The organism is Ideonella sp., from assembly GCF_044358605.1.
Lineage (GTDB): Bacteria > Pseudomonadota > Gammaproteobacteria > Burkholderiales > Burkholderiaceae_C > Ideonella.
In genome coordinates, this window is record NZ_JBIKNQ010000021.1 from 1 (window position 1) to 19,133 (window position 19,133).

The following is a 19,133-nucleotide window of genomic DNA, read 5'->3' on the forward strand; positions in this document are numbered from 1 at the left end:
CTTCTCGGCACGGCCAAAGTCGTACTTGCGCACACCCAGGAAGTCGTTCAGATTTTCGTCCGTCACCACCACCTTGCCGCTGTAGGTCTTGAGCTGAATGCCCTTGACCACCTTGCGGCAGATCTTGGATATCTCACGTTCCAGCGAACGAACGCCAGCCTCACGGGTGTAGTAGCGAATGATGCCGCGGATAGCGGATTCCGCCACTTCCATCTCTTCGGGCTTCACGCCGTTATTGGCAGCCTGCTTGGGCAGCAAATACTTCTGGGCGATGTGCAGCTTTTCGTCTTCGGTGTAACCCGACAGGCGAATCACTTCCATCCGGTCCAGCAGCGCTGGGGGGATGTTCATCGAGTTAGAGGTGGCCACAAACATCACGTCCGAGAGGTCGAAGTCGACCTCCACGTAATGGTCACCAAAGGTGTGGTTCTGCTCGGGGTCCAGCACCTCCAGCAAGGCGGAGGACGGGTCGCCCCGGAAGTCCATGCCCAGCTTGTCGATCTCGTCGAGCAGGAACAGCGGATTGCGCACACCGACTTTGGAGAGGCTCTGCAGCACCTTGCCCGGCATGGAGCCGATGTAGGTGCGACGGTGACCACGGATCTCGGCTTCATCACGCACGCCACCCAGGGCCATGCGCACGAACTTGCGGCCGGTGGCGCGCGCCACCGACTGTCCCAGCGAGGTCTTGCCCACGCCAGGAGGCCCCACCAAGCAGAGGATAGGCGCCTTGACCTTCTCAACGCGCTGTTGCACCGCAAGGTACTCCAGGATGCGTTCCTTGACTTTGTCGAGGCCGTAGTGGTCTTCGTTCAGCACATCCTCGGCATTGCCCAGGTCGTGCTTGATCTTGGACTTCTTGGACCAAGGCAGGTTCAAGAGGGTGTCGAGGTAGTTGCGCACCACCGTGGCTTCAGCCGACATGGGCGACATCAGCTTGAGCTTTTTCAGCTCAGCATCGGCCTTCTTGCGTGCCTCTTTGGGCATGCGGGCGGCCTTGATCTTCTTCTCAAGTTCTTCGAGATCCGCGCCCTCTTCGCCGTCACCCAATTCCTTCTGGATGGCTTTGACTTGCTCGTTGAGGTAGTACTCGCGCTGGCTCTTTTCCATCTGGCGCTTCACACGCCCACGGATGCGCTTTTCCACCTGCAGGATGTCAACCTCGTGCTCGAGTTGCTCCAGCAGCTTTTCCAAGCGCTTGGCCACGTCCACCAGGTCCAGCACCGCTTGCTTGGACTCCAGCTTCAGCGGCAAATGCGCAGCGATGGTGTCGGCCAAACGACCCGGGTCGTCGATGCCGGCGATGGAGGTCAAGATCTCCGGCGGGATCTTCTTGTTGAGTTTGACGTATTGGTCAAACTGCTGAGTCACCGCGCGGCGCAGTGCTTCCACCTCGGGGGTGGGCTCACCAGCAGGCGCAATAGGCAGCACCACGGACGAAAAATGCTCGCCGTCATCGGTCACGCTTTGCGCGTTGGCGCGCTGCACGCCTTCGACCAAAACCTTCACCGTACCGTCGGGCAGCTTGAGCATCTGCAAGATGCTGGAGACGCAACCGGTGGTGAACAGGTCTTCAGGGCGCGGTTCATCCTTGCCGGCGGCCTTTTGAGCCACAAGCATGATTTGGCGGCCCGCTTCCATGGCGGCCTCTAGAGCCTTGATGCTCTTGGGGCGGCCAACGAACAGCGGAATGACCATGTGGGGGAAAACCACCACGTCGCGCAAAGGCAGCAAAGGCAGCGCGATGGGTTCAGAGGGAAGGATGGGATGTCCTGACATGGAATGCCTCACTTTCTCAAACCCACATGGGGCTCGAGCATTGAATTGCAAGGAGTTGGCCGCATGAGATTGACCAACTTCAGAGTTTGGGCAGCGGTCAGGCGCTCGCCTTGGATTGCTCGTGGTAGACCAACAGCGGTTTACCACCTTCGTCGATGATGTGCTCATCGACCACCACCTTGGCCACACCGTCAAGTGTGGGCAAATCGAACATGGTGTCGATCAAGGCGCCTTCCATGATGGAGCGCAGCCCCCGCGCACCGGTCTTGCGCGCCAAGGCACGACGGGCAATCGCCGCCAAGGCCGAGGGGCGAATCTCCAACTCGACCCCATCCATGGAGAAGAGCTTTTGATACTGCTTGAGCAAAGCGTTCTTGGGCTCCACCAAAATCTGCACCAGGGCTTCTTCAGTGAGTTCACCCAAGGTCGCCACCACAGGCAAGCGGCCCACCAACTCTGGGATCAAGCCAAAGCGCACCAAGTCCTCAGGCTCCGCATTGCGGAACACTTCAGAGACGCGCTTTTCGGTCTTGCTGTGCACGGTGGCGCCAAAACCGATACCCGACTTCTCGGTGCGGTTCTGGATGACCTTTTCCAGGCCATCAAAAGCGCCACCGCAAATGAACAAGATGTTCGTGGTGTCAATCTGCAGGAAGTCCTGATTCGGGTGCTTGCGCCCACCTTGCGGAGGTACGCTGGCCATAGTGCCTTCAACCAGCTTCAGCAAAGCCTGCTGCACGCCCTCGCCCGAGACATCTCGGGTGATGGACGGGTTTTCAGACTTGCGGGTGATCTTGTCGATTTCGTCGATGTAGACAATGCCACGCTGGGCGCGCTCGACGTCGTAATTGCAGTTCTGCAGCAGCTTTTGGATGATGTTCTCGACGTCCTCACCCACATAACCGGCTTCGGTCAGCGTGGTGGCGTCGGCAATCACAAAAGGCACATTGAGCAGGCGCGCCAAGGTTTGTGCCAAGAGCGTCTTGCCAGAGCCTGTCGGGCCGATCAGCAAGATATTGCTCTTGGAGAGCTCGATCTCATCCTTGCTGCCGCCCATGTGTTTCAGGCGCTTGTAGTGGTTGTAAACCGCTACAGACAGAATGCGCTTAGCCATCTCCTGGCCAATGACGTATTGGTCTAGGCTGGCTTTAATTTCAGAGGGCGTGGGTAAATCAGACTTGCTGGATTTACCAGCCGGGCCTTCTGCCGGAACTTCATCCCGAATGATGTCGTTGCAGAGCTCAATGCATTCATCACAGATGAACACCGAGGGCCCGGCGATGAGCTTTTTGACCTCGTGCTGGCTCTTTCCGCAAAAAGAGCAGTGGAGGACCTTTTCGCCAGAGGCGCCTTTCTTATCGGGCATGGATGTGCGAGCCGTGGCTGTTCAGGAGGAAAGATGGATGAATGATAGACCAATTGATGCGGGTATCTGGCCCAGGAAAAGATGGCCTTTAGCGGCCAAGCTGGGCGCATTAAACCCGCATCAATGTAACGCTCAGCCGCGCTTGTCCAGAACTTGGTCGATCAAGCCATAGGTTTTGGCTTCTTCGGCGCTCATGTAGTAATCGCGCTCGGTGTCGGTTTGGATCTTTTCCAGCGGCTGGCCAGAGCGCTCGGCCAAGATGCGGTTGAGTTGCTCGCGGGTCTTCAAGATCTCACGGGCATGGATCTCGATGTCCGTGGCCTGACCTTGCGTGCCACCCAAGGGCTGGTGAATCATGATCTTGGAATTGGGCAGCGAGAAGCGCTTGCCCTTGGCCCCAGCGGCCAGCAGGAAAGCGCCCATGCTGGCGGCCATGCCCATGCACATGGTCGAGACATCAGGCTTGATGAACTGCATGGTGTCGAAAATCGACATGCCAGCGCTCACACTGCCACCCGGCGAATTGATGTAGAACGAGATATCTTTGTCGGGGTTCTCGCTTTCCAAGAACAACAACTGCGCCACCACCAAATTGGCGCTTTGGTCATTGACGGGGCCGACCAAGAAAATGATGCGCTCGCGCAGCAGGCGCGAGTAGATGTCATAGGCCCGTTCACCGCGGCCAGACTGTTCAATCACCATGGGCACCATGCCCAGGCCTTGCGTTTCGAGTGCGCTCATGGAGTTCCTTCCCAATTTGGGCTTAGAGCCATCGTCTTGCGATGGCACGCAGCCATTATGTCGCTGCAAAACCAAGTTTGAATCCACAAAAAAGAACGCCCGACCTGACGGTCGGGCGATGATCATTCAATGCGGGGGAGCACGGCGCGCCCCTCAGCCAATGTGCGCTTGATCAAGCGGTCATCAATTCATCAAAAGGCAGCACCTTTTCGGTGACCTTGGCCTTGGACAAGACGAACTCAGCCACATTGTTTTCGATGACCACGGCTTCGACTTCAGCCATGCGGTTGCGGTCCGACAGGTACCAACGCACCACATCGGCCGGCTTTTCGTAGCTCTGGGCCATCTCTTCGATGTGCGCTTGCAATTGCTCCGGCTTGGCTTGCAGGTTGTTGACCTTGACCAACTCAGCCACCACCAGGCCCAAACGCACACGACGCTCAGCTTGAGGGGTGAAGATCTCGGCAGGAATCGGCGCCTTCTCAGCGTCCTTCACACCGCGTTGCTTCAGGTCGGCACGGGCACCTTCCACCAGGCGCTCCGTTTCAGAGGCGATCAGGGCCTTGGGCAGGTCCAACTCAGCCACCTTGACCAAAGCGTCCATCACGGCAGCCTTGTTGCGGGACTGGACGCGGAACTTCACTTCGCGCTCGAGGTTCTTCTTCACGTCAGCGCGCAGGCCAGCCACCGAGCCCTCGGCAATGCCCAGCGACTTGGCGAACTCGTCATTCACTTCGGGCAGGTTTTGGCTTTCGACCTTCTTCATGGTGACCAAGAAGTCGGCTTCTTTGCCAGCCACATCGGCACCGTGATAGTCAGCCGGGAAGCTCAAAGGGAAAGTCTTGGACTCACCCACCTTCATGCCGCGCACGGCTTGGTCAAACTGCTCCAGCATCTGGCCTTCACCGACCAGGAATTGGAAGGCTTCAGCCTTGCCACCGGAGAACGGCTCGCCGTCGATCTTGCCTTCGAAGTCGATGGTCACGCGATCACCGGCTTGAGCACCTTCAGCGGCGGGGCGCTGAGCGAAGGTGCGGCGCTGCTTGCGAAGGATCTCGACGGTCTTGTCGATGGCGGCGTCGTCAACCTCAGCCGTGACGCGTTCGACTTCAGCGCCAGACAGATCGCCCAGGGCCACTTCGGGGTACACCTCGAAGGTCGCGTCAAAGGCCATCGTGCCTTCAGCCGCTTCGTCCTTCTGGTTGATATTGGGCACACCGGCCACACGCAGTTGCGCCTCATTGGCGGCCTGAGCGAAGGCTTGACCGAGCTTGTCGTTCATCACTTCGTATTGCACCGAATAGCCATAGCGCTGGGCCACGACGGACATCGGCACTTTGCCCGGACGGAAACCGTCAGCCTTGACGGTGCGGGCCAGCTTCTTGAGGCGAGACTCAACTTCGGAGTTGACCTCAGAGGCCGCCAGCGTCAGGGTGATGCGGCGTTCGAGCTTTTCGAGAGTTTCAACGTTCACTGCCATGGTGCGGACTCTGTTGTGATGTGTGCGGAGATAAGAGGGGATGGTGCGCGGGGGGGGACTCGAACCCCCACACCATTGCTGGCGTCAGGACCTAAACCTGGTGCGTCTACCAATTTCGCCACCCGCGCAAATGGCCACTCCACCCTGCTGGCTCTGCACAAAGCTCAGCCGGTGGCGCGGCACCCCAAAAACAGTCGGTCAGAGCGGATGCAGGGTTTTTTAGCCCCCCATCACCCACCCTTGGGCGAACCGGTAAACCGCGTATTCTATCGGGCTTGCGGCGATTTATTCACGCCGCCCCCCTGAATGTGCGCCCAGATCTCAGCGCTTGACCCGGAACCAGGCGGCGTACATGGCCGGCAGCGCCAGCAAGGTCAGGACAGTGGCCACGATGAGCCCCCCCATGATGGCCACCGCCATCGGCCCCCAAAACACGCTGCGCGACAGTGGGATCATCGCCAGCACAGCCGCTGCAGCGGTCAGCACAATCGGCCTGAAGCGATGCACCGCCGCTTCCACGATGGCGTCCCAAGTGGCCACACCCCGCACCCTGCCCTGCTCGATCTGGTCGATCAAGATCACCGAGTTGCGCATGATCATCCCGGCCAAGGCGATAAAGCCCAGCAATGCCACGAAGCCAAAGGGTCGGTTGAGCAGCAGCAGTGCAGCCGCCACGCCGGCGATGCCCAAGGGCGCAGTCAAGATGACCAAGACCGTGCGTGAGAAGCTGTGCAACTGCAACATCAGCAAGGTCAACATGATGAACAGCATGACGGGCACGCCCGCCGCAATCGACCCTTGCCCCTTGGAGCTTTCCTCCACGGCACCGGCAATCTGAATGTCCATGCCATCCGGCATTTGTGCCTTGAGCTTCTGCAGCTCTGGCCAGACCTGGGCGGTGACCGTGGCGCCCTGCACACCGTCGACCACATCACCTTGCACTGTGGCGGCATATTTGCGGCCCTCACGCCACAACACGCCCGGCTCCCAGGTGAAATCGATCTTGGCGATTTGGGTCAACGGGATCGAGCGGCCGTTGGCGGTGGGAATGTAGGCATTGCCAATGTCGGTGATGGCGTCGCGCTCGTCCTTGGGTTGGCGCAGCACGATGTCCACCAGCTTGTCGCCGTCCCGGAACTGCCCAATCACGCTGCCCGACAACATGACCCGCGAGGCCTGGGCAATGCTTTGGCTGCTCACGCCCAAGGCTCGGGCCTTGTCTTGGTCGATGTTCAAGCGCAAAACCTTGACCGATTCGTTCCAGTTGTCGTTCACCCCGCGCATGCTGGGGTTGGTGCGCAAAATGGCCTTGGCTTGGTCAGCCCATTCCCGCACCGATTGCACATCGGGTCCCACGACACGGAACTGCACCGGATAAGGCACCGGCGGGCCGTTAGGCAGGAGCTTCAGCCGGGCTCGCGCTTCGGGGAACTCACTGGCCAAGACCTCGGGCAGGCGCTTGCGCAGGGCCTCGCGCTCTGCCAAGCTCGTGGGAAGCAAGATGAACTGGCTGACGTTGGCCTGCGGGAAGATCTGATCCAGCGGCAGGTAAAAACGCGGCACGCCGCTGCCCACCCAGCCGGTCACGCTCTGAATGCCTGGCTCTTTGGCCACGCGCTGCTCAAAGCGCCGCGCCAGAGCTTCTGACTCCTGGATGGTGGAGCCTTCAGGCAACCACAAGTCCACCAGCAATTCCGGACGACTGGAATCTGGGAAAAACTGCTGCTGCACTTTGCCCATGCCGACAATGCCCAGCGCAAAGACCAGCAGGGTGGCGCCGATCGTGGCCCAGCGGTGCTCCACGCACCAGTTCACCAACGCCCTGAAGCGGGTGTAGAACGGCGTGTCAAACAACTCGTGAGCCTCGCCGTCATGAGACTTTTTGGTCTTGAGCAACCAGACGCCCAAGTAGGGCACGAAGTAAACCGAGACGACCCAAGAGATGACCAAGGCCGTTGAGGTGACGGCAAAAATGGCAAAGGTGTACTCACCCACGGAAGATTTGGCCAGGCCGATAGGAAGAAAGCCTGCCGCAGTGATCAGGGTACCTGTCAGCATGGGCATGGAGGTCGCCTCATACGCGTAGGTGGCGGCCGACTTGCGATCGAAGCCTTCCTCCATTTTGCGCACCATCATCTCGACCGCAATGATGGCGTCATCCACCAAGAGCCCCAAGGCGATGATCAGCGAGCCGAGTGAGATCTTGTGCAGCCCAACGCCCCAATAGAACATGGTGACAAAGGTGATGGCCAGCACCAAGGGGATGGTGATGCCCACCACCATGCCGGGCCAAATGTCGATGCGCAGTGGCTTGGTATGCAGGCCCAGGCTGATGAAGCTGACCGCTAACACGATCACCACCGCCTCAATCAGCACGCCGACAAACTCATTGACCGAGCGGCTGACCGCTTGCGGCTGGTCTTGGATCTGACTCAGCTCAATGCCCACGGGGAGCTGCGCTTTGATCTCTGCCGTCTTGGCTTGCAAGGCCTTGCCCATGCGGATGATGTCGCCACCTTTGGCCATGGAGACACCCAGCGCAATGACTTGCTGGCCCTGGTGACGCACCATCACGGTGGGTGGGTCGACGTAGGCGCGCTTAATCTCGGCAATGTCACCCAACTTCAATGACGTCGCCTGGCCGGTAGCGGGGTTCACCACCCGAATCGGCAATTGGCGCAAGCTGTCTTCATTCTGCAGTGCGCCGCCCACCCGAACCTGTAGGCTCTGGGTGCCTGCATTCAACACACCGGCCCCCTCGACCGCGTTCTGAGCACCCAATTGGCCGATGACTTGATTCAGGTCTATGCCCAGTTGCGCCAAGCGCTTTTGGGAGATCTCGACGAACAATTTCTCAGCTTGAGCACCAAACAACTCGACTTTGGCAACATCCGACACCCTCAGCAGGCTGGAGCGAATGCGCTCAGCATGCACGCGAAGCTCTTCGGGTGAAAAGCCATCGGCGCGCAAAGCGTAGATGGAGCCATAGACATCGCCGAAGTCGTCATTGAAGACCGGGCCAATCACCCCAGCCGGCAAGGTATGGCGCATGTCATTGACACGCTTGCGCGCTTGGTACCAAGCCTCGCTCACCTCTTTGCCCGGCGTGGAGTCCTTGAGCTGAATGATGGTCAACGACTCGCCGGGCTTGGTGTAGCTGCGCAGAATGTCGGCATTGGGCACCTCTTGAAGCGTGCGCTCGACCTTGTCGGTGACCTGCTCTGCCATTTGCTGGGCCGTCGCACCAGGCCAAAAGGCTTGCACCACCATGGCGCGGAAGGTGAACGGTGGGTCTTCGTCCTGGCCAAGTTGGAAGTAGGCGGCTAACCCCAGGATCATCAGCACCACCATCAGGTAGCGCGTCAGTGGAGCATGCTCCAGGGCCCAGCGTGAGATATTGAAGCGCGTCGCGCCCGTGTCAGGGTTGTGGCTCATGCGTGAACTCTCTTGGCCCGACTCAGCGCGACGCCGCAGACGCTGCTGCTGCAGGGTCTTTGAACAGGCGGACCTTTTGGCCCGGCGTCAGCACGTGGACCCCTGCCGTCACCACCACCTCGCCTGCCTTCAAGCCCGAGGCCACCAGCACGTCATTGCCGTCGGCCGTGGCCACCACGATGGCTTGCTGCCGCACCGTCATCGCCGTGGTGTCCAGCACCCACACCACAGACTGCCCCTTGGCGTTAGCCACCGCCGTCAGCGGCAGACGCAGGGCAGCGTTGGGCGCCGAGTGCGCCACCGTCACAGTGGCGGTTTGCCCCAATTTGGCCGGCATGGCGCCGACATCGGCCTTGGCTTGGAACGTGCGGGTTTGCGAATCCGCCGCTGCAGACACCTCGCGCAGCGTGGCCTTATGTGGCGTGGCGTCACCCCAGAGTTGCACCGTCAATGCGCCGACTTTGCCTTGCAGAGCCTTCATGGTGCCCACTTGATGTTCTGGAATCGCGAACACCGCGTCCCTAGGCCCGTCATAGGCCACGCGGACCACCGGCATGCCAGCAGCCAGCACCTGCCCGGGCTCGGCGTCAACTGCCGTCACCACACCGGATCGGTCGGCCACGAGGCTGGCGTATTGGGTTTGGTTGCCCTGCAAGTTGGCTTGCGCGCGTGCCTGATCCCATTGTGCTTTGGCCGACTTCGCGGCCGCGTCGCGCCTGTCCATTTCGGCCGCACCAATAAAGCCCTGGGCGCGCAGGTCGCGGTAGCGGCGCGCGTCGGCTTCTGCCTGTTCATATTGGGTTTGCGCCGCAGCCAAGGCGGCTTTGGCCGCATCCGCCCCCAGCTTCAAGTCCTGAGGATCCAACTGGGCCAACACCTGGCCCGCCCTTACGCTGTCACCCAACTGCACTGAGCGGCTCAGCAGCTTGCCTCCGACCCGGAAACTCAAACGAGACTCCGATTGAGCGCGGATCTCCGCGGCGAATTCGTGGCGGGACTGAGTGTCTCCGGCACCCACCACCGTCGTTCTGACCGCCCGAATGGGCTCCACCACGGGCTCAGGTCTCGAGCAGGCCACTAGGCCCAGGGCGAGCACGGCCAAAGGGCCTGCCAAGTGCTGAATCTTCACCGTGAATCCTCTTTCTGCTGGGCCTAGCAGCTCAGCAACTTTAAATTAATGACTGACTGGTCAGTAATATAGTGGGCCTGACCGCTGCGGTCAACGTCCCTGTCTGCGATTCCATACGTCCAACAGGGCGGCGTCGCAGACCCGGTGACAATCGGCACGGTGAGCGTTGACCATTACGAAAACTTTCCCGTCGCCTCCTGGCTCTGCCCGCCTGCGCTGCGGCCCGCCGTCACGGCCATCTATTGGTTTGCCCGAACGGCCGATGACCTCGCGGACGAAGGCCAGGCCAGCCCGGAGCAGCGCCGTGCGGACCTCACCGCGTATCGGCGCGATCTCCACAGCGCTTACAGCAACGAACCCGTCAGCCCGCGTTGGGCGGCCGTGTTTGACCCTTTACGAGAGGCCATCCGCATGCACCGCTTGCCGAGCGAGTTGCTCTCCGCGCTGCTGGATGCCTTCGAGCAAGACACCTATAACCAGCCCTTCCCCGACCGCCCTGCACTGTTGGCCTACTGCAGTCGCTCGGCCAACCCGGTAGGCCGCTTGCTGCTACACCTCTACGGCATTGGCCAAGCCCAAGCCCTGCAGCAGTCTGATGCCATCTGCAGCGCACTGCAGTTGATCAACTTCTGGCAAGACCTCAGCCGTGACTTGCCGCGCGGCCGTCACTATGTTGCAGACAGCGATTTACGGCAGTTTGGCCTGTCTCGGGCAAAGCTCAGCGCGCTGAGCGACAGCGCAGCCCCTGATGCAGCGGCACAAGCCTTGGTGCGCGATCTGGTGCAGTGGGCCAAAGAGCTGATGCTGCAAGGCCAGCCGCTTGTGCACACCCTGCCCGGCCGCGCCGGATGGGAGTTGCGCCTGGTCGTGCTTGGGGGCTTAAGAATTCTTGAGAAAATCGAAGCTATGAACTTCCACTGCATCGCCCACCGCCCGCGCCTGACCGCCTGGGATGCCCCCGCGCTGATCTGGCGCGCGCTTTGGATGCGTGCCCAATGACGCCGCAAGAGTACGTGCAGCAAAAGGCTGCCGCCAGTGGCTCGTCGTTCTACTATGCCTTCCTCTTCTTGCCGGCCGAGCGCAGGGCCGCCATCACCGCGTTCTACGCGTTTTGCCGTGAAGTCGATGATGTGGTCGATGAGGTCAGTGACCCCCAAGTGGCCGCAGTCAAGCTTGCTTGGTGGCGCAAGGAAGTGGCCAGCGCATTTGCAGGCCAGCCCAGCCACCCTGTGATGCAGGCCTTGCTGCCCCACAGCTCGGCCTTTGGCATTCGGCCCGAGCACCTGATGGCGGTGATCGACGGCTGCCAGATGGACCTGGACCAAACCCGTTACCTGGACTTTGCGGGCCTGGAGCGCTACTGCCATTTGGTGGCCGGTGTGGTGGGCGAAGTAGCCTGCTCCATCTTCGGCCGCAGCAGCGAGCAAACCATCCAGTACGCGCACCGCCTGGGTCTGGCTATGCAGCTGACCAACATCATTCGCGATGTGGGTGACGATGCCAGACGCGGCCGCATCTATTTGCCAATCAGCGAGCTGCAGCAGTTTGAGGTCAAGGCCCACGAGATCCTGCAGCGCAGCGCCCCTTGGGGCTACAGCGAACGCTTCAGCGCCTTGATGAGCTTTCAGGCCCAGCGTGCACATCGGCTCTATGACGAAGCGTTTGCGCTGCTGCCCGAGGCAGACCGCAACACGCAAAAGCCCGGACTGATGATGGCCAATATCTACCGCAGCCTGCTGGTCGACATTGAACGTCAAGGCTTTCAAGTGCTGCATCAGCGCACATCGCTGACCCCCCTGCGCAAGCTGTGGATCGCTTGGCGCACTCATTGGCGCGGCCATTGATGGCAGCGCACCGTGTGGCGGTGGTGGGCGCGGGCTGGGCAGGATTGTCGGCCGCAGTCACCGCCATTCAGGCCGGCCACCACGTCACCGTTTTTGAGGCAGCGCACCGGCCCGGCGGGCGCGCTCGCACGCTGCCTCATGGTGACCTGCCGCTGGACAACGGCCAGCACATTCTGATTGGCGCTTACAGCCAAACACTGGCCTTGATGCGGACCGTCGGCGTGGACCCGACACTGGCCCTGCATCGCATGCCCCTGCGTTTGATCGATGCGGCGGGAAAGGGGCTTTGCCTGCCCAGCGGGCCGACCACATTGGCCTTTTTGCGCGGTGTCTTCGCATGGCGCGACATGCCCTGGCGCAGCCGCCTGCGCTTGATCCGGCTGGCCGTGGGGTGGCGGCTGTCCGGCTTTCGCTGCGCCAGTGAAGCCAGCGTTGCCCAACTCTGCCGCGATGCACCACCAGACCTGATGCAAGCGCTGATTGAGCCCTTGTGCGTCGCCGCCCTGAACACCGATGCCGCCAGTGCCAGCGGGCAAGTCTTCTTGAATGTGCTTCGGGACGCCCTGTTCGGCCCCACCGGGTCTGCCGACCTGCTGCTGCCCCGCCAGCCTTTAAGCGACTTGCTTCCTGCGCCCGCCTGGGCCTGGCTCCAGGCCCAGGGCGCACAGCTTCATGCCGGAAAGCCGGTGCGACAGCTCACCGCCGAAGCCGGTGGGTGGCTGGTTGAAGGCCAATCGTTTGACCAAGTCATCCTTGCCACGCCAGCCCGCGAAACCTCCAAGTTGGTTGGCGCCTTGGCGCCAAGTTGGGCAGCCTGCGCAGCCAGCCTGCAACACGAGCCTATCGTGACAGTCTGGCTGCGGGCGCAAGGGGCCAAGTGGCCCTGCCCGATGTTGAGTTTCACTGGCGACACGGGCGCTCCGGCGCAGTTCGGCTTTGACTTGGGCGCCTTGGGGGGGCCTTCCGACCTGTTTGCCTTGGTGGTCAGTGCGGCTGGCCCCAGCCTTTCAGAAGGCCTAGAGGCCTGCGGCCAAGCCGTGCGCCAGCAGGCTTTGCAGGCCATGATGCCCTCCGCCGGGCAGCGGGCCTCCGACTACGAAGTCGTGGCGGTCCGTGCAGACAAACGTGCCACTTTTGTCTGCAGCCCCGGCCTTTTGCGGCCGCAGATGCAGATTGCACCGGGCTTGCGCGCCGCCGGAGATTACGTCGATGGGCCCTACCCTGCAACCCTTGAAGGCGCGGTTCGCGCTGGGCACGCTGCTGGGACCTTCTGAGGATTTGAGCCTTGCGGCCGGATAGCGCTGGCGCAAATGCGTTTCGCCATGCAAAAATGCGGGCTTCTACGCGGTATGGACCTATGACGAAAAAGGACCCTCAGACTCCCAGCATTCAAGTCTTGTCCCGAGCCTTTGCGCTGCTGGATGTTCTGGCCTCGCATCAGGACCCGGTACCCCTGAAAGACCTGAGTGAAAGAACGGGGCTGCACCCTTCTACCGCCCATCGCATCTTGAACGATTTGGCCGCTGGCCGCTTGGTTGACCGCCCTGAGGCGGGTGCTTACCGCTTGGGCATGCGCCTGCTGGAATTGGGCAATTTAGTCAAGGCTCGGCTGGACGTGCGGGATGCCGCGATTGGCCCCATGCGTGAATTGCACAAACTCACCCACCAACCCGTCAATCTCTCGGTACGGCAAGGCGACGAGATTGTGTATATCGAACGGACCTACAGCGAGCGCTCCGGCATGCAGGTGGTGCGCGCTGTGGGTGGCCGTGCTCCCTTGCATTTGACCTCTGTAGGCAAGCTTTTCTTGGCCCATGAGGATCCGCAGCGGGTTCGTGCCTATGCCACCCGAACCGGATTGGCCGGCCACACCCGCAACAGCTTGACCGACCTAACAGCCCTGGAGCGCGAGTTGGCCCGTGTGCGGCGCGACGCTGTGGCACGCGACGATGAAGAACTGGAATTGGGCGTGCGCTGTATGGCGGCTGGCATCTTTGACGACCAAGGCAAGCTGGTGGCGGGCCTCTCTGTGTCAGCGCCAGCAGACAGGCTGGAAGAAAGCTGGCTAGACCGCGTCAAGGGCACCGCCAGTCAGATCTCTCAGTCCTTGGGCTTCAGAGGCTGAGCCACTCTAAAAAGCAAAAAACCAGATCAACGATCTGGCTTTTTTGTTGTTTGGTGGCATTGGCGCTCAGTGCACCGTGCTTTGCACCGTCGGCGCCGCTGCCGGCGTATTCAACACCCCCAGACGCCGGCCACCAGCGCCAAGGCTGACCATATCCGAAGAGATCAGCCATTGGCGAATGCGCTCAGCATCACCAATGCGGGAGTACTTGCCTGCGGAATCTAGCAGCACCAGGATCAACTTACGGCCGGCCAATTGCGCTTGCATGACCAAGCATTGGCCTGCTTCGCTGATGTAACCCGTTTTCTGCAAACCGATGTCCCAATTGGGGTTCAACACCAACCGATTGGTCGTGTGGTAATTCAGTTGGCGCTGACCAATGCTGACCTGATACTCCGCTGAGGTCGACAACTCGCGAATCAGGGGAAAGTTGTAGGCCACTTTCACCAGGGTGGCCAAATCTTGCGCGCTCGATTGGTTTTGGCTAGATAGGCCGGTGGGCTCCACATAGCGGGTATCGTGCATGCCTAATTGGCGCGCCTTGCTGTTCATGGCCGCCACGAAGGACGACAAGCCGCCAGGATGGTGGCGACCCAGCGCATTCGCTGCTCTGTTCTCAGAAGACATCAGCGCCAAGTGCAGCATTTCGCCGCGGGTCAACTGGCTGCCCACTTGCAAACGCGAGGAACTGCCCTTTTCCGTGTCCACATCGTCTTGCGAGATGGTGAGCACCTCGTGCAGGGACTGCTGAGACTCGCTGACCACCACGGCAGTCATCAACTTGGTGATGGACGCGATGGGCAGCACGGCCTGAGAGTTCTTGCTGATTAACACCTCGTTGGTGTCTTGGTCCAGCACATAGGCCACGCTGGACTTCAAGGACAGCGGATCTTGCGTGTCGTGCAAGCCGTAGAGCTGACCGAAGGACTGGCGCGCAGGCTCAGCAGGCAGACGCACCACTGAGCGCTTGGCCGAAACCGTCGCTTTGCCCTTACTGCGGGTTGAAGCCGCAACACGGGCCACTGAGTTACCACGCGATGTGCTTGCGCGAGCTTTGCTGCCACCAGAAGCCGACACCTTCTTGGCCGACTTGCCGGATTTGGCAGCCTTGCTGTTGCCGGCCGCCTTAGGGGGAGCCTGCTTGGTACTGGCCGAGGATTTGCTTGCCGTCTTGCTCTTGGTTGTTGCTTCTGCGGGAGCAACCCCCAACGTCAGGGCCAGCGCCACAGCACAAGCAGCCCCGAAAAGAGGCTGAAAGCAGCGTGCAAAGCTGTGTGAGAAAAACTTTTGCATGGCTATGGGGCGCTAGAAGCGCGTCGCGCGCGTTGGATGGAGTCTATTGGAAACCAAAAAAACTCGCAATATCAAAAACTTGCGTCAATTTCCTAAAGTGCTAATGCGCTCGGTGATCGGGACGCAAGCCTTGGCGACACCTGCCGCCAAGGGATAAGAAGCACTCAACCCTGTGCGGCGACCCGCTCCGTGTTGGAGTGCAACTTGTTCAGCGCCGACAAATAGGCTTTGGCCGAGGCCACCACAATATCTGGGTCAGCCCCTACGCCATTGACCACCCGCCCCCCATGTTGCAGGCGTACCGTCACTTCGCCCTGCGATTCTGTGCTGCCTGAGGTGATGGCATTGACCGAATACAGCAGCATTTCAGCCCCACTTTGCACCACGCTCTCGATGGCTCGTAGGCTGGCATCGACAGGGCCATTACCTTCGCTGTGTACCGCGTGTTCGGTGTCACCGACGGCCAAAGTCACCGAAGCCTGAGGCCGCTCGCCGGTTTCCGAGCGCTGAGCCAAAGAAATCAAGCGAAAGTGCTCCTTGACCGCCGTCACGCTCTCGTCGGAAACCAGCGCAATGATGTCTTCATCAAAAATCTCGCTCTTTCGGTCGGCCAAATCTTTGAAGCGCGTGAAGGCCGCATTGATCTCGCCCTCGGACTCCAGCTCAATGCCCAACTCTTGCAAACGCTGCTTGAAGGCATTGCGCCCAGAGAGCTTGCCCAGCACGATCTTGTTGGCGGCCCAACCCACGTCTTCAGCCCGCATGATTTCGTAGGTGTCACGCGCTTTCAAAACACCATCTTGGTGGATGCCCGAGGCATGGGCAAAGGCGTTTGCCCCCACCACCGCTTTATTGGGTTGCACCACAAAGCCGGTTGTTTGGCTGACCATGCGCGAAGCCGGCATGATTTGAGTGGTGTCGACACCCGTCTCGAGCCCAAAGTAGTCGCGACGGGTACGAATGGCCATCACCACTTCTTCCAGTGCGCAATTACCGGCTCGCTCACCCAAGCCGTTAATGGTGCATTCAATCTGGCGAGCGCCACCGATCTTGACGCCCGCGAGCGAATTGGCAACGGCCATGCCCAAATCGTTATGGCAGTGAACGGACCAAATGGCCTTGTCGGAATTGGGTACGCGCTCGCGCAAATTGCGGATGAACTCGCCATAAAGCTCAGGGATAGCGTAGCCCACGGTATCCGGGATATTGATGGTGGTGGCACCTTCCGCAATCACCGCCTCCAGCACACGGCACAAAAAGTCGGGCTCAGAGCGATAACCATCTTCCGGTGAAAACTCAACATCACCGCATAAATTGCGCGCAAAGCGCACGGCCAACTTGGCTTGCTCGAACACTTGGTCCGGCGACATGCGAAGCTTTTTCTCCATGTGCAGCGGGCTCGTCGCAATGAAGGTGTGGATGCGCGCACGTTGAGATCCGGCCAGTGCCTCGGCGGCCCGCGAGATATCGCGGTCGTTGGCGCGCGCCAGCGAGCAAACAGTGGAATCTTTGATGTGATCGGCAATCGTCTTGACCGCTTCGAAATCGCCATTGGACGAGGCCGCAAAACCAGCTTCGATCACGTCCACACGCAGGCGTTCCAGTTGACGGGCAATGCGCAGCTTTTCATCGCGGGTCATGGAGGCGCCTGGCGATTGCTCGCCGTCACGCAAGGTCGTGTCGAAAATGATCAGCTTGTCACTCATGGATAGCTCCGTGGAAATACGAGGTGCACGCAGCCCGAATGAAAACGGCCCGCTGCGTTGCGCTGGCGGGCCGTGAATTCGGAAAAACTGTGAGGTTCAGACGAAATCGATCAACGTGCCCGCAGCAGTGCTAGGGGTAGCGATAGCGCAATAGTGCGGGCCATCTGGATCGAGTTCATCGCACGAATATAGCACGAAGTTTCGGTGTGACTCAGTGCAATCCGCGCTCGTCGGGCTCATCGGTGGAGGTGGCGATCACACTCACCGGTTTACCCTTGGCCTTGCGCATGAAATACACCACATACCCTGATACGCCATAGACGCAGAACAGCCCAAACAGCATGCCGGGCACATGTAGGTTGATCAACGCGATCAGCACGGCGATGGCCACGATCACAATGAAGGGCACCGACTTCTTGAAGCTGACGTCTTTGAAGCTGTAAAACGGCACATTGGTGACCATGGTCAAGCCTGCGTACAAGGCAACCGCTGCTGCCACCCAAGGCATCACAGGCATGGTGGAGACGTTTTTGAAGCCTGCGTCGTCCATGACCCAAATAAAGCCCGTCACCAAGGCTGCTGCGGCCGGGCTGGGCAAGCCCTGGAAGTAGCGCTTATCGACCACGCCGATATTGGTATTGAAGCGGGCCAAGCGCAATGCAGCACAGGCGCAATACACAAAGGCCGGGATCAAGCCCCACTTGCCCTGCCCCTTGAGGGCCCACTCGTAGACGATCAAAGCCGGAGCTGCACCAAAGCTCACCATGTCCGACAAGCTATCCATTTGCTCGCCAAACGCGCTTTGCGTATTGGTCATACGCGCCACGCGCCCATCCAAACTGTCGAGCACCATGGCGCAGAACACGGCCACTGCGGCGTGCTCGAAGCGGCCATTCATGGCCATCACAATGGCGTAGAAGCCTGCAAACAACGCGGCCAAGGTGACCGCGTTAGGCAAGGCATAAATGCCTTTGCGGCGTGGACGAGCAGGCTCGACCACTTCAGCGTCGTCGTCTTGAGGTACTTGTTCAGGACTGTTCATGAACCATGTCAGGGTTGATCAAGCTGTGGAGCATACCTCAGCCCAAAATTGAAAAAGGCCGCTGTTGAGCGGCCTCGGGGTCAGCAAGAAACAGCCTGAACACGAGCCCGGGCTGAGTCTTGAGCCATCAGTTGCGGGACTTGTCGACCAACTTGTTGGCCTTGATCCAAGGCATCATGGCGCGGAGCTGTTCGCCCACGACTTCGATCTGATGCTCTTCGGTCAAACGGCGACGCGAGATCAGGGTCGGTGCACCGGCCTTGTTTTCCAGGATGAAGCTCTTGGCGTACTCACCGGTCTGGATGTCCTTCAGGCATTGCTGCATGGCCTTCTTGGTCTCTGCGGTCACGACGCGCGGGCCGGTGACGTACTCGCCGTACTCGGCGTTGTTAGAGATCGAGTAGTTCATGTTGGCGATGCCGCCTTCGTAGATCAGGTCCACGATCAGCTTCAACTCGTGCAGGCACTCGAAGTAGGCCATCTCGGGGGCGTAACCAGCCTCGACCAAGGTTTCGAAACCAGCCTTGATCAGCTCCACCGTCCCACCGCACAGCACAGCCTGCTCACCGAACAAGTCGGTCTCAGTCTCTTCGCGGAAGTTGGTCTCGATGATGCCGGCCTTGCCGCCGCCGTTGGCTGCAGCGTAAGACAGAGCCAAGTCACGTGCCTTGCCCGACTTATCTTGGTAGACGGCGATCAGGTGAGGCACGCCGCCACCTTGGCGGTAGGTGCCGCGCACGGTGTGGCCAGGGGCCTTGGGGGCGACCATCCAGACGTCCAGATCGGCACGCGGCACGACTTGGCCGTAGTGCACATTGAAGCCGTGGGCGAAGACCAAGGAGGCACCCGACTTGATGTTGGGTTCTACTTCGTTCTTGTAGACCTCAGCGATCTGCTCGTCAGGCAACAAGATCATGACCACGTCAGCAGCCTTCACCGCGTCAGCAATCTCTGCCACTTTCAGGCCAGCGCCTTCGGCCTTGGCCCAAGAAGCACCACTCTTGCGCAGGGCCACGGTGACCTTGACGCCAGAATCGTTCAAGTTCTGTGCGTGTGCATGGCCTTGGGAGCCATAGCCAATGATGGCGACGTTCTTGCCCTTGATGAGGGAGAGGTCGGCGTCCTTGTCGTAATAAACCTTCATGATGGTTCTCTCTTGCAATGAAATCAGGCGGGATGGGGAAAAGGGTGAT

The 19,133-nt window shown here is 60.2% G+C and carries 14 protein-coding genes and 1 tRNA gene; 4 read left to right on the top strand and 11 right to left on the bottom strand.

Annotated features, from left to right (window positions below; translation table 11 throughout):
• From lon to ACIQ3Q_RS09350, 7 genes are all read right to left on the bottom strand, one after another.
• A partial coding sequence (lon, locus tag ACIQ3Q_RS09320) for an endopeptidase La (protein WP_396268803.1) occupies nt 1–1,779 on the bottom strand: 1,779 nt, incomplete at its 3' end.
• Nucleotides 1,780–1,876: 97 nt separating this feature from the next.
• Nucleotides 1,877–3,145 carry an ATP-dependent Clp protease ATP-binding subunit ClpX gene (gene clpX / locus ACIQ3Q_RS09325; protein ID WP_396268804.1) on the bottom strand — a complete coding sequence of 423 codons (1,269 nt, stop codon included), beginning with the start codon at nt 3,143–3,145 and terminating at the stop codon, nt 1,877–1,879.
• A 132-nt stretch (nt 3,146–3,277) separates the two neighbouring features.
• Nucleotides 3,278–3,886 carry an ATP-dependent Clp endopeptidase proteolytic subunit ClpP gene (gene clpP / locus ACIQ3Q_RS09330; RefSeq protein WP_396268805.1) on the bottom strand — a complete coding sequence of 203 codons (609 nt, stop codon included), beginning with the start codon at nt 3,884–3,886 and terminating at the stop codon, nt 3,278–3,280.
• A gap of 172 nt (nt 3,887–4,058) precedes the next feature.
• Nucleotides 4,059–5,366, bottom strand: a complete 1,308-nt coding sequence (tig, locus tag ACIQ3Q_RS09335) for a trigger factor (protein ID WP_396268806.1) — start codon at nt 5,364–5,366, stop codon at nt 4,059–4,061.
• A 41-nt stretch (nt 5,367–5,407) separates the two neighbouring features.
• Nucleotides 5,408–5,494 (bottom strand) — tRNA-Leu (locus ACIQ3Q_RS09340).
• 193 nt (nt 5,495–5,687) lie between these two features.
• A complete protein-coding gene (locus ACIQ3Q_RS09345) occupies nt 5,688–8,801 on the bottom strand; it encodes an efflux RND transporter permease subunit (protein ID WP_396268807.1) in 3,114 nt (1,037 codons plus the stop codon).
• A gap of 22 nt (nt 8,802–8,823) precedes the next feature.
• Nucleotides 8,824–9,930, bottom strand: a complete 1,107-nt coding sequence (locus tag ACIQ3Q_RS09350; protein WP_396268808.1) for an efflux RND transporter periplasmic adaptor subunit — start codon at nt 9,928–9,930, stop codon at nt 8,824–8,826.
• Between the two features lie 159 nt (nt 9,931–10,089).
• Here ACIQ3Q_RS09350 and hpnC point away from each other — a divergent pair, with 159 nt between their 5' ends.
• From hpnC to ACIQ3Q_RS09370, 4 genes are all read left to right on the top strand, one after another.
• Entirely contained in the window at nt 10,090–10,929 is an 840-nt protein-coding gene (gene hpnC, locus ACIQ3Q_RS09355; RefSeq protein ID WP_396268809.1) for a squalene synthase HpnC, read from the top strand.
• Nucleotides 10,926–11,774, top strand: a complete 849-nt coding sequence (gene hpnD / locus ACIQ3Q_RS09360) for a presqualene diphosphate synthase HpnD (protein ID WP_396268810.1) — start codon at nt 10,926–10,928, stop codon at nt 11,772–11,774. The genes hpnC and hpnD overlap by 4 nt, the downstream gene beginning before the upstream one ends.
• Nucleotides 11,774–13,048, top strand: a complete 1,275-nt coding sequence (gene hpnE / locus ACIQ3Q_RS09365; RefSeq protein WP_396268811.1) for a hydroxysqualene dehydroxylase HpnE — start codon at nt 11,774–11,776, stop codon at nt 13,046–13,048. The genes hpnD and hpnE overlap by 1 nt, the downstream gene beginning before the upstream one ends.
• 83 nt (nt 13,049–13,131) lie before the next feature.
• A complete protein-coding gene (locus ACIQ3Q_RS09370) occupies nt 13,132–13,899 on the top strand; it encodes an IclR family transcriptional regulator (protein ID WP_396268812.1) in 768 nt (255 codons plus the stop codon).
• Nucleotides 13,900–13,965: 66 nt separating this feature from the next.
• Here the strand turns inward: ACIQ3Q_RS09370 and pbpG are convergent, their stop codons facing one another.
• The 4 genes from pbpG to ilvC form a co-directional block, all read right to left on the bottom strand.
• Entirely contained in the window at nt 13,966–15,192 is a 1,227-nt protein-coding gene (gene pbpG, locus ACIQ3Q_RS09375) for a D-alanyl-D-alanine endopeptidase (RefSeq protein ID WP_396268813.1), read from the bottom strand.
• Nucleotides 15,193–15,356: 164 nt separating this feature from the next.
• Nucleotides 15,357–16,898 (bottom strand): 2-isopropylmalate synthase, encoded by a 1,542-nt coding sequence (locus tag ACIQ3Q_RS09380; protein WP_396268814.1) that lies wholly within the window; start codon nt 16,896–16,898, stop codon nt 15,357–15,359.
• Nucleotides 16,899–17,109: 211 nt separating this feature from the next.
• Nucleotides 17,110–17,940, bottom strand: a complete 831-nt coding sequence (gene pssA, locus ACIQ3Q_RS09385; RefSeq protein ID WP_396268815.1) for a CDP-diacylglycerol--serine O-phosphatidyltransferase — start codon at nt 17,938–17,940, stop codon at nt 17,110–17,112.
• Nucleotides 17,941–18,067: 127 nt separating this feature from the next.
• Nucleotides 18,068–19,084: a ketol-acid reductoisomerase gene (ilvC, locus tag ACIQ3Q_RS09390; RefSeq protein WP_396268816.1), complete on the bottom strand. Its 1,017-nt coding sequence runs from the start codon at nt 19,082–19,084 to the stop codon at nt 18,068–18,070.
• Nucleotides 19,085–19,133 lie beyond the last annotated feature (49 nt).